Consider the following 13,451-nt stretch of genomic DNA (forward strand, 5'->3'; position numbering starts at 1 on the left):
ATTTGTAAAAGTCGGCTTAAACGTAGCGCAAGAAATTTTATTGTCATCTGCACACTTATTTATTTAAATAAAACTACATTTGGATAGACAGGTTCTGTGTAGCGCACTTAAACCTTTAAGTAAACCAGTTATTCATATTAATGAGAAGATTATTATTTACCCTGGTAGGAGTAACAGCCTTTTTCTTTGGTTTTACTCAAAGTTTATTAACTAAAAAAGTAATAAAATATTCATTAAAGGATGGTCTTTCATTTGGTATAATAAATGGGATAACTCAGGATAATAAAGGATTTATGTGGTTTGCTACAGGCGATGGTTTAAACCGGTTTGATGGCACAAATTTCAAAGTGTTTAAATTTGAACCCAACAATCCGTATAGCTTGCCGAGCAATTATGTTCAAACCATATTTAAGGATATACAGGGCGATATTTGGATATCGTCAAGAAGAGGGATCTATCGATTTGATACCAACAGCGAGCGTTTTACAAGGTTTAACCCACCAGGGGTTCAATCAATCTATTTAAACAATGTAAACAGTATTTCTGAGAATAATAAAGATCAGTTATGGTTTTCCTGTGGTGGTTCGGGGTTTTCTTCCTATAATATAAAGAGCAAACAGTTTAAAAGCTACACAAAAAAAGAATTGCCTGGCTTGTTAGGTGATTTATCCGTGGTTAATATTATTGAAGACACCTTCGGACTTTTATGGGTAGGTACACGGGATGGCGGACTCAACGTTTTCAGTACAAAAGATGGAATTGTTGTAAAAAATTTGAATAGCCAATTCCCCCTTAACCTGATTCCCCAGGGCCGGATCAATTGCATTTATGAAGATCATAATCATGACATCTGGATAGCTACCAGTAAAGGATTGGTGCTTTATAGAAGGAAAGAGCATAGTGTTCATGTTTTTTTTGGTCCGGATTATAAGCTGAAAAGCAACTATTTTTATTCACTTCTGGAGGATGACCATAAAAACCTGCTTGTTGGCCTGCAGGATGGAGGTTTGTATAATATAAATCTTACCAAAGGCGAGCAGTCGTCATATAAAAATGTGACTATTGATCCTGTGAAATCCGAGGATAACTACAATGTTACGGCCCGGACTATACAAACCCTGTTTCAGGACCATGATAAGAATATTTGGACCGGAACATATGGCGATGGCATTTACATGCTAAGCAATGTTCCTGAAAAGTTTAAAAAATTTCAAAATAAATTAACCGATGCCTATGATATTAGTTTTTTGAGATATTATGGCATGTGTATAGATGATGAAGGCTATCTGTGGCTGGGTACCGATGGTGATGGTATACATAAGAAGAAGCTGAATGGTGAGGTTGTAAAGTACTATAAGGCAAACGGACAAAAAGGTTCATTAACAGATAATGCCATACTTTGCGCGTATAAAGACCATTCAAACACGTTATGGTTTGGCTCTTATTCGCATGGACTTTTTAGGTACAATAAAAAGACGGATTCCTTTACTAATTTCATTCATAAAAAAAATGATCCGGCAAGCATCGGTTTAAATGATGTAAGGGTGATTCTGGATGATTCAGAAAATAATTTATGGATCGGAACAAACGGAGGTGGGTTAAGTTTATTACCCGCAGGTAGTCATAAGTTTGTTAACTATACCCCCCAGAACAGCAGCATTTCTTCAGACTATATTCGTGCGCTTGCCGAAGACAAATATGGCAATCTGATCATAGGCACATATGCGGCCGGGCTCAAATATTATATAAAAAGCCAAAACAAGTTTATTAATTATTTTAATAGGGCACAGGCCGAAAAGTTTTTACCCAGCCATTTTATATACTCTTTATATTTAGATAAAAGCGAAAATCTTTATATCGGTACGGAAGGAGATGGCCTTGTTATATATGATATACGACACAAACAATTTAAACGATATACAGAAAAAGACGGATTGGCGGATAACACTGTCAATGCAATACAAAGAGACCAGGTAGGTGATATTTGGATAAGTACCAATAAGGGTTTATCCCGCATTGATACGCATACCAACAAGATCATTAATTATGACAACTCAGATGGGTTGCAAACCGGGCAATTTAATCCGGGCTCATCAATGTATTGCAGTAAGGAAAAGTTTATGGTTTTTGGAGGTACCGAAGGGTATAATATTTTTTATCCTGCAGAAGTTAAACAAAACCTGTTTAAGCCAAAAGTTTTAATTACGGGTCTTCAGTTATTTGGCAAAGAGGTTGAAGTTGGTCAAAAAGATAATATATTAAGTGAGGTTATTGATGAATCAACCCAAATTACTTTAAAATCAGATCAGTCTGTATTCTCCATACAATATGTAGCCTTAAACTATGTTTATGCCGAAAAAAGTGAGTTTGCTTATAAATTGGTTGGATTGGAGAAAAATTGGAATTATGTAAAAAATCAAAAATCGGTTACTTACCGTTATCTTCCGGCTGGCGATTATAAATTTAAAGTTAAATCAGCCAATCAGGATGGTATATGGTTTGAGAATTACGCTACTTTAAAAATAAAAATACTGCCGCCGTGGTATAAAACGTGGTGGGCTTTTTTAAGTTATTTCCTGACGATAGCCGCATTGATCTACTATTATTTGCGTTATCGCAATAATCAGGCAAAGCTGGCTTATGAGGTGAAAATAGTGCAGATGTCTGCTGAAAAAGAAAAGGAACTAAATGAGCGTAAACTGTCTTTTTTTACTAATATTTCTCATGAGTTTCGTACACCGCTTACTTTAATTATAAACCCTGTTAAAGAATTACTATTTAATCCGGGGGAGCGAGAGAACGAAATAAGTAATCTGAATATTGTTTTTCGTAATGCACGCAGGCTGCTAAGCCTGGTTGATCAATTGCTATTATTCAGAAAAGCTGATAGTGAATCAGATAAGCTTAAAATTGTAAGATTAAATATTGTAAACCTATGTAAGGAGGTTTTTTTATGTTTCAGTCATCAGGCTAAAAGCAAAAATATATTATTTGACTTTGTTTGCGAAACGGAAACCATGGAAGTATTTGCCGACAGGGAAAAGATGGAAATTGTTTTATTTAATTTAATATCAAATGCATTAAAGTTCACACCCGATCATGGGATGGTAAACTGCTATATCTCCCAAACCGAAACCTTTGTGAACATAGAAATAAAGGATTCGGGATGCGGAATAGCCGATAATATAGGTGAAGAATTATTTAATAAATTTTACCAGGTACAAAATGAGTTACCACTTAGCGGAGGGTTTGGTATTGGCCTTTATCTTGTTAAAAAGTTTATCGAAAGCCATAAGGGTAATATTAGCTACCATAGTTTAAACGGAGCCGGTACCATATTTAAAGTTTGTTTGTTAAAAGGTAAGGAGCATCTGAGTCCGAATTTTATTTTTGAAGATGTTATAGAAACCTCTGTTTTTTTAGATGAGCTTATTGAAAGTTATGAAGAAGTTCCTGGACAGCATAAAGATTTAAACCCGGTAAAAAGTAAAAAGAAGGATCCATTTAATTTAGAATCGAGATCTATGCTGATTGTAGATGATAATGAACAGATGAGGCTGTACCTGAAGCAAATTTTTACGGAGGATTTTGAAGTTTTTGAAGCCACCAATGCCTCTGATGGTTTGGATATTGTTTATCAGTGTTTACCGGATATTATTATTAGCGATGTCATGATGCAGGGTTTGAGTGGTATAGAACTGTGTAGCAAAGTAAAAGATGAACCTGCATTAAACCATATCCCCGTTTTGTTATTAACTGCCAGCTCATCGCCCGAAATTAAACTTAAAGGAATAGAATGTGGTGCAGACGATTATATAAGCAAACCATTTGAGCGGGAATTACTTGTTGCCCGTGTTAACGGCATATTAAAGAGTAAAAATAATCTCCAAAAATATTTTTATAATGAAATTACGTTAAAGCCCAATGATCTTAAGGTTCCGCCAGATTATAAAGAGTTTTTGGCGGCATGTATCAAAATTGTAAAAGATAACTTAGCCGATGGCGATTTTTGTATTAAAACTTTGGCAGATGAGATAGGGATGAGCCATTCCAATCTTTATAAAAAGATAAGAGCTATTTCCGGGCAATCGGCCAATGGGTTTATACGATCTATACGCCTCAGAAAAGCCGCTGAAATGTTTCTTAAAACCGATTGTACTGTTTCTGAAGCCGCTTACAAGGTAGGTATAAACGATCCTAAATATTTCAGGGAACAGTTTAACAAACTATTCGGAGTAAACCCTTCTGAATATATAAAAAAATTCCGCGTTCCTTTCCATGCCAATATTACCAGGAGTGCCGTAAAACTAAAAGTTAACAAAAATTAATTTTTAGTAAAACTTAGGATTAAGCACCCCCCCCCCTGTGTTTTACCAGTTACCCCCTCAAGTTCTAAGAATTTACCCCTCATTTGCAGTGCTAATTTTACCCATCTTAGCATTACCAATTATATAATTGTAGTAATTACACTTATTTTTTTATCGAAATCAAACTCTGGCAATATCAAGTCAATAAATGCTGATTTATTGACCATGTTATCAGAAGTTGCAGGGATTAATACGGGCTAATTATTTCATAATTAAGCCATTGTTGTGGTTATGAGCTTTTTGCTGGTAGATGCCAATGAGCCATTGCCGGGTTTGCTTTGATAACCCTTTGCCGAATTAACCGATTAAATAATATAAACCAAAACTATTAACTATGATTAGATAAAAAAGCTTAACGATCCCCAACCTAAAGGCAAAAAGTCATAAAAATGATTAGCCCCTAAATCATCCCGCTTTTAAAGCGGGAATTAAATAATAATTAACTTAAATAAGCTAAATATGGAATACAATTTACATAGAACTGTAAACTTGTTAAGGGTCTTTAAAATTGTGCTAAGCCAAATATTAATAGCTATAATATTTGTAGGCTTGTCACATGCTGGCGTAGCAAAAATCAAAAAAACAAAGTTCACAGAAATAAAAGGGGGGAAGGTTAAAGAAAACGCTCCGATAAAAATTTCAGGAAAAATAACCGATCAGGCAACCAACGAAACCTTGATTGGGGTATCAGTAAAGGTTAAAGATTCAAATGTTGGAACTGTAACTGATGCAAACGGTAACTATACACTTACAGCCCCTGATAATGGCATATTGGTTATATCATATATCGGTTATAACACTTTAGAGGTTCCTGTAAGCGGGAAACATGTTATTAATATTAAGCTTCAAGCCTCATCAAAAGGACTTAATGAAGTAATAGTTGTTGGTTATGGTGTACAAAAGAAAGTAACCATTACCGGTTCTGTAACATCTGTTAAGGGGGACGAATTGGTAAAATCGCCGGCCGTTAACCTTTCCAACTCTATAGCCGGGCGTATGCCTGGTGTTATTGCTATGAATGCAAGCGGCGAACCTGGTAATGACGGTTCAACTATTCGTATCCGCGGTTCTAATACGCTGGGTAATAACGATGCATTGATTGTTTTAGATGGTATACCATCACCTGCAGGGCAATCAAATATTGACCGGCTAAATCCTGCAGATATTGAAAGTATCTCGGTATTAAAAGATGCATCTGCGGCTATTTATGGCGCCAGGGCGGCTAATGGTGTTATTCTGATTACCACCAAGCGTGGTAAGTTGGGTAAGCCTGATCTATCGTACACCTACAATAAAGGATGGGGCCAACCTACAAATATTCCCAAAATGGCTAATTCAACCGAATATGCTACCCTGGTAAATGAAATAGATCTGTATGGTTTGCCTTCAAACTATTGGAGCGATGCTTCCGCAGCATTCAAAACAGCCGGGAAATTCACCAGGCCGGATAACGGGGCTACCACAACAGCAACATTTCAACCAGCTGATTTCCAAAAATTTGCTGATGGTTCTGATCCCTGGGGGCATCCTAACACTGACTGGTTTAAAGCAACATTAAAAGACTGGTCGCCTCAATCACGTCAAAACATCCAATTATCAGGTGGTTCCGAAAGTATTAAGTACCTTACCTCAATAGGGTACCAAAACCAGGAGGGTTACTACAAAAACTCGGCTTCAGGTTATAAGCAATATGATTTTCGCGTAAATGTTGATGCAAAGGTTAATAAGTATGTGAACACTTCTATTGGCGTATCTGGCCGCCAGGAAAACCGTTTATCTCCAAACGGAAGCAATACCAATTTCTTTTCAACAACGACTGGTGCAGGTGATATATTCAGGATGATAATGCGCGGTTACCCATACAGGCCCGCTTATTGGCCAAATGGATTGCCCGGGCCAGATATTGAAAATGGCCAGCAGCCGGTATTAATTACTACAAACAAAACCGGTTATGGTAAGGATGTAAGATATTATTTACAAACTAATGGCAAAATTGAGATATTAATTCCCGGAGTGGAAGGATTAAAAGTTACCGGTAATGTTGCTTTAAATAAATATATGCAACAAACTAAAGACTGGCAAATGCCGTGGTATGTGTACAGCTGGGACAATGTTACCAAAGATGCAAACGGCACCCCGGTACTTACCAAAGTAGCCCGTGGGCCAGCCCAGGCAACCCTTAATCAGGGATCTGATGATCAGCTAAGTAGTTTACTTGAGGGAATTGTGAGTTATAATCACAGCTTTGGCAGTCATAACATTGTATTGCTGGCCGGTGTAACCAAAGAAAAATCAAACGATAGCCAATTTGGTGCATCGCGTAAATATTTCAACTCGGTTGCTATCGATCAATTAAATTGGGGTGGCAACTCTGAGAAAGACAATTTCGGCACCGCATGGCAAAGGGCACGTTTAAATTATTTTGGCCGGGTAGGGTATAATTATAAAGAAAAATATTTGGCCGAGTTTTTATGGCGGGTAGATGGTTCTTATATGTTTCCTGAAACTCGCCGTTTCGGTTTTTTCCCGGGTATATCAGCCGGTTGGAGAATCTCCGAAGAAGGTTTCTTTAAAAACAACGTAAAATTTATTCAAAATTTGAAACTGCGCGGATCATGGGGCCAAATGGGTAACGATAATGTTGTTAAACCTGGTACCACTACATTAGCAGAATATGCTTATTTGGCATTAAATAATGTTAATTCATATATAATTAATGGTGCGCCGGCTCAAACATTAACCGAAAATGGGGTGCCGAACCCCAATTTTACCTGGGAAGTGGCCAACAATAGCGATGTAGCGTTAGAAGGAACTACTTTAAACGGAAAATTGGATTTTACACTGGAAGCATTTTTTAATAAACGTACCCAGATATTATGGCCCTCTACAGCTTCAGTGCCAGCAACAGCAATACCATATGCATTGCTGCCGCCTGTAAATTATGGAAAAGTGACCAATAAAGGATGGGAGTTTCAATTTAGCTACCATGACAAAATTGGTGAGGTAAGGTATAATGTAGGTGTAAACGGGGGATATGCAAAAAACAGAATTGATCAATGGGACGAGGCCCCCGGAGCACCAGCCTGGCAAAAATCAACCGGGCATCCTATCGGAAGCCAGCTTTATTACGTTTATGATGGTATATTTTCTACCCAGGCTCAAATTGATGCTAATAAGGTTGATTATAGCGGTGTTGGTGCCAGTACCCTTCGCCCGGGCGACATGGTATATAAAGATATAAATGGCGACGGGAAAATTACCGGAGACGATCAGGTGAGGCAAGACAAAACAAATCAGCCCACCTTTCAGGGAGGTTTCAATTTGGGAGTTCAGTATAAAAACTTTGATCTGACTGTTTTATTCCAGGGTGCAGCCGGCGGCCAAATTTTTCTGCAAACAGAATCGGGTACAATTGGTAACTTCCTGCAATGGAGCTATGATCATCGTTGGACGGTTGATAACCCGAGCACAACAGCCCCACGTACCGTTGATAGAAATAACCAGTATTTTTCTGGAGGAGGCTACAATTCTGCAGGAATCCTTATCAATGGGAACACTTATTGGTTGCTTAATACAAATTATATCAGACTTAAAAATGCCGAACTTGGTTACACTATCCCGGTTGCGTTAACTTCAAAAATTGGTATAAGCAATTTACGGATATATGCAAATGGCCTTAACCTGCTTACATTTTCTAAACAGAAAATTTATGACCCTGAATCAACCAGTGCGTCCGGTCAATATTATCCGCAGGCAAGAGTAATTAATATGGGAGTAAGTGTAAAATTTTAATTTGAACGATATGAAAACATTTATAAGAAATATTTTACCAGTCGCGATACTGTTGGCAGTGCTGCTTGCTTCGTGTAAGAAGGAATTCTTAAACACCAAGCCATCGAATCAAGCATCATCAGAACTCACCTGGTCCGATCCAAACCTTTCCGAAGCTTTTGTTACCGAGCTTTATAACGGCTTGCACGATGCAGAGCTTAATCAGGAAAGTATGGACTGTATTACCGACAATGCCCTCTATAATTTTGGTAAGCAGGATATTATGGAGGCCAATATAAGTCCTTCGCATTTAGGATGGGTAAACAATACCTATGAGTGGAATGAAATGTACGCCCGGATAAGATCAGCTAACCTTGCTTTGGAGCAGCTGACCGTGTCTAAATTGGATAAGGCATTAGTTACCAGGCTTATGGGTGAAGCCCATTTTATGCGGGCCTATTTTTACAACCAACTGCTGCGTTATTATGGTGGTGTGCCAATTGTAACAACTACCTATACGCTTACATCTCCTGATTATACTGTTGCCAGGAATACTTATGCCCAATGTGTTGATTTTATAGTGAGCGAGCTGGATGCAGCCAACACGTCGTTAACTGGCCTTAGCCAGGCAAAAGGGCGCGCTACCGCCGATGCCGCCGTAGCTTTAAAAATAAGGGTGCTGCTATATGCAGCCAGTAAGCTGCATACTCCTGGTGGTGTGGCCTCATTAAAAAGCTTAGGCTCTTTCAAAAATCCCGAGCTTTTAGGTTATACAACCGCTGCTCATGATGCTAACTGGCAAAAAGTTTATGATTTGGCAAAGGCATTTATGCTTAAAGGTGGATATGGTTATGCACTTGATTTATCTGCTCCTGCCAGTGCCGCCGATGGATTTATAAATTATCAAAATTCTTATTTGTCAAGAAATGGCGGCGAAAAAGAGATAATTTTTGCCCGCTATTTCAGCAATAGCAAAGATGAATGGGGTGCATGGTATGGCAGAAACAACTGTACCAACGGATATCATGGCTGGACATCAAGCGAGCCTACCCAAAACATGGTGGATGATTATGAAATGATGGACGGTACCAAATTCGATTGGAGCAAACCCGCAGAAGCGGCAGCGCCCTATACAAACAGGGACCCGCGTTTTTATGCATCTGTTTTATATGATGGCGCCCCATGGAAACCCCGCACATCCGATGGTGCAGGTATAGATCCCTATAATGAAATACAAATGGGTACTTATCAAACCGGCAGTTCGGGCAGCCCGGCAACTTATTTCGGCCTGGATACCAGAAATGGCCCTATCGAAAACTGGAACGGAACCCGTACCGGCTATGCCATCAGGAAGTTTATGGATCCTAATCCAGCTATTGTTGATCAAAATACCCGATCGGAAGTGCCATCGCCTTTAATAAGATACACTGAAGTTGTATTTAACTTTGTAGAAGCATGTCTTGAATTAAATAAGGAGGATGAGGCCAGGACATGGCTCAATAAAATCCGTTTCCGTTCAGGAATGCCTGCAATTACAGATGGGGGTGATGCACTGTTGCAGCGGTACAGAAACGAGCGTAACGTAGAAATGATGTTTGAAGAACAACGGTTTTATGACGCGCGCCGCTGGATGATTGCGCCCACAACGCTGGGCAATAAAGCAAGGATCATAAAAATTACGGGAACTTTAAAGCCAGGTAAAACGGTAAATATTTATAGGTACAATACCGATAATTACAACTATACATACACGGTTCAGGATCTTGATCCCGGAGTTGAAAACCGTACCTGGGATGACAAGATTTATTTTCCGCCTATTAGCCGCGATGAGATTAACAAAAACAAGAAGTTAATTCAAAATCCAGGGTATAACTAAGGAGTTATAAAATTCTTATACATTTATAGTAAGAAGAATGCCGGCAGTAAAATGCTGGCATTCTTTTATATTTTTAGTCCATAAACTTAAGTTGAACCTGGTGAACACGAACATTAAATTATTTTCCCGGCTATTTTTTACCGGAATTGTTGCGTTAACTGGTTGCAATCATGCAACCGAAAATAAAGAATCAGCGGGTAACAGCAATAATCCATTATTTACCTTACTATCGCCTGAGCAAACTCATGTGGACTTTAGCAATACATTAACCGAGGGTTTAAATACCAATGTGTTGATGTATGAATACTTTTATAATGGCGGTGGGGTAGCCACAGGCGATTTGAACGGGGATGGTTTGCCCGATGTGTATTTTACCGGCAACATGACCGACAACAAACTGTACCTGAACAAAGGGCACATGCAGTTTACAGATATTACGGCTATTGCCGATGTTGCCGGCCGGCCCGGCCCCTGGAAAACAGGGGTTACCATGGCCGATGTAAACGGTGATGGCAAGCTGGATATGTATGTTTGCTATTCAGGGAATGTAAGAGCCGAAAAGCGCGAAAATCAACTGTTTATAAATGAGGGAAATGACAAGGACGGGATCCCGCATTTTACAGAACAAGCACAACAGTATGGGTTAGCAGATGCCGGGTACAGCACTCAGGCTGTTTTTTTTGATTACGACAGGGACGGTGATCTTGATATGTTTTTATTAAATCACAGCCCCATTCAGTTACCTATTTTGGACGAGGCAAATACAGCCTCCATCTTAAAAAAAACAAATTCGTTAAATGGGGTTAAATTGTACAGGAACGATAATGGTTTGTTTAAAAATATTACAGAGCAGGCCGGAATAAGCAGCTCAGATCTTACCTATGGACTTGGGGCTGCAATTGTTGATATCAATGGTGATGGATGGCCTGATATTTATATATCCAATGATTATACCATACCCGATTTTCTGTATGTAAACAATGGCGATGGCACCTTCACCAATAAATTACAATCTTCCCTGGGGCATACCTCACAGTTTTCTATGGGGAATAATATCTCAGATATAAATAACGATGCTTTACCGGATGTTTTTACGCTTGATATGCTTCCGGAAGACAACCGCAGGCAAAAGTTATTGTTTGCGCCTGATAATTATGAAAAATTCGACTTAAGTCTTCGTACCGGCTTCTATTATCAGTATATGCGTAATATGCTACAAATTAACAACGGTAACGGAACTTTTAGCGAGGTTGGTCAATTATCAGGTATTTCGAATACAGACTGGAGCTGGGCCCCGTTATTTGCAGATTATGATAACGATGGCTGGAAAGATCTGTTTGTAACGAATGGCTATACCCGCGATTTTACCAACATGGACTTTATGAAGTATATGGGCGATTTTTTGAAGGATAGAAGAATGCTACGTAAGGACATATACAATTTGGTGCAGCAAATACCATCCTCGCAAGTAAAAAGTTACTTTTTTAAAAATAATGGCGATCTGACCTTTACAAATATCAGTGAGCCGTGGGGTATTACGCAATCATCAAACAGTAATGGCGCGGCTTATGCCGATCTGGATAATGACGGTGATCTTGACCTTGTTGTTAACAACATTAACCAGCCCGCATTTTTTTATCAAAACGAATCTGATAAGCAATCAAATAACCACTACCTGCAACTCAGGCTGGAGGGGGCCGGGAAAAACACACAGGGCATAGGAGCAAAAGTTACCATTTACGTAAAAAACAAAAAGCAATACCTGGAACAGATGCCAAGCAGGGGCTTTCAATCAAGCGTATCACCAATATTGCATTTTGGCTTAGGGAAGGATAAACGAATAGATTCTTTACGCATAGTATGGCAGCAAGGCAAAGAGCAGGTAATAAAGAACATTAAGGCAGATCAGCTATTGGTGTTGAATGAGAAAAATGCCAATGAAACCTATCAAATACCCGGCACTATAAAATCTATTTTTACGGAGACTCAATCGCCAATAATAAATAAACAGGAAAAAAATAGCCTTAATGATTTTAAGCGTCAGCCGCTTATGGTAAACCCACTGTCGTTTTCGGGCCCGTGTATGTTAAAGGGTGATGTAAATGGTGATGGATTGGAAGATGTTTATGTAGGTGGGGGTAATGGGAAACCGGGTATCATATACATTCAGCTGGCGGGTGGCAAGTTCGCTGTAAAACCGGAATCCTCTTTTGATAACGATAAAAAGAGCAGCGACGCAGATGCCGTGTTTTTTGACGCCAACGGCGATGGTAAACCGGATTTATACGTGTGTTCCGGAGGTTATGATAATTATACACCTGATGATCCTTTATTAGAAGACAGGCTTTATTTAAATGATGGCCAGGGTAATTTTACTAAAGTAAAAGATGCGTTGCCGGCAATGCGCAGCAGTAAAAGTTGTGTAAGAGTGGCTGATATCAACGCCGACGGGCATCCCGACTTATTTGTAGGGGGCAGGGTTATACCAGGCAGGTACCCCGAAGCACCGGCCAGCTATATTCTTATAAATGATGGTAAGGGACATTTTACTGATGAAACCATTCAATACAACCCACAGCTGCAACATATAGGTATGGTAACCGATGCTGCCTGGGTAGATATGAACGGCGATAAAAAACCGGATTTGGTTATAGTAGGAGAGTGGATGCCTGTAACCATAATGACAAATATTAATGGCAAACTGGTAAATAACACTAAGAACTATTTTGATGAGCCAAACAGCGGCTGGTGGAATAAGATCCTGGTTGATGATTTTAACCACGATGGGCATCCTGATCTTATTGTTGGAAATCAGGGGTTAAACAGCCAGTGCAAAGCCAGTGTAAAAGAGCCTGCAGAGATGTATTATAAAGATTTTGATGATAATGGCGCAGTTGATCCTATCCTCTGTTTTTATATCCAACATAAAAGTTACCCTTATGTAACCCGTGATGAACTCCTGGAACAGATCAGTATGATGCGCTCACGTTTCCCTGATTATAAGAGTTATGCTGATGCAGGGCTTACAGATATATTTACTGGTTTAGAGTTAAAAGGAGCAGGTTATTTACAAGCTAATAATCTTGCTACTACCTGTTTTTTAAGTAATGATAAAGGTAAATTACATTCATCTTCATTACCGTTGCAGGTTCAATTTTCACCGGTGTATACCATAACTACTTTAGATTATGACCATGATGGTAATAAGGATATGCTTTTATGCGGTAATATTAACAGGGCCAGGCTACGTTTTGGAAAGTATGATGCCAATTATGGTATATTGCTAAAAGGTGATGGTAAGGGACATTTTACCTATATCCCGCAGGTGCAATCCGGTTTTAAATTGTGGGGAGATGTAAGGAGTGTGATAGAAGTTAATCATACCCTATTGTTCGGAATTAATCAACAGGGAATAAAAGCCTATAAAGAAAACTAAT

General features: G+C 39.0%; 4 protein-coding genes. All 4 read left to right on the forward strand.

Annotated elements, in window-relative coordinates:
- Positions 1-140 precede the first annotated feature (140 nt).
- The 4 genes from M2273_RS12415 to M2273_RS12430 all read left to right on the forward strand — a co-directional run bounded on the left by M2273_RS12415 (position 141) and on the right by M2273_RS12430 (position 13,450).
- The gene (locus M2273_RS12415; RefSeq protein ID WP_429397199.1) at positions 141-4,328 is read left to right on the forward strand and encodes a hybrid sensor histidine kinase/response regulator transcription factor; all 4,188 of its coding nucleotides are present in this window, start codon (positions 141-143) and stop codon (positions 4,326-4,328) included.
- 498 nt (positions 4,329-4,826) lie between these two features.
- Positions 4,827-8,159, forward strand: coding sequence for a SusC/RagA family TonB-linked outer membrane protein (locus M2273_RS12420; RefSeq protein ID WP_429397200.1), 3,333 nt, complete (start codon positions 4,827-4,829; stop codon positions 8,157-8,159).
- Positions 8,160-8,169: 10 nt separating this feature from the next.
- Positions 8,170-10,014, forward strand: a complete 1,845-nt coding sequence (locus M2273_RS12425; protein ID WP_429397202.1) for a RagB/SusD family nutrient uptake outer membrane protein — start codon at positions 8,170-8,172, stop codon at positions 10,012-10,014.
- Between the two features lie 37 nt (positions 10,015-10,051).
- Complete coding sequence (locus M2273_RS12430) at positions 10,052-13,450, forward strand: VCBS repeat-containing protein (RefSeq protein WP_429397204.1); 3,399 nt, start codon at positions 10,052-10,054, stop codon at positions 13,448-13,450.
- Position 13,451 lies beyond the last annotated feature (1 nt).

It is taken from the genome of Mucilaginibacter lappiensis, assembly GCF_050433765.1.
GTDB classification, from domain to species: domain Bacteria; phylum Bacteroidota; class Bacteroidia; order Sphingobacteriales; family Sphingobacteriaceae; genus Mucilaginibacter; species Mucilaginibacter lappiensis_A.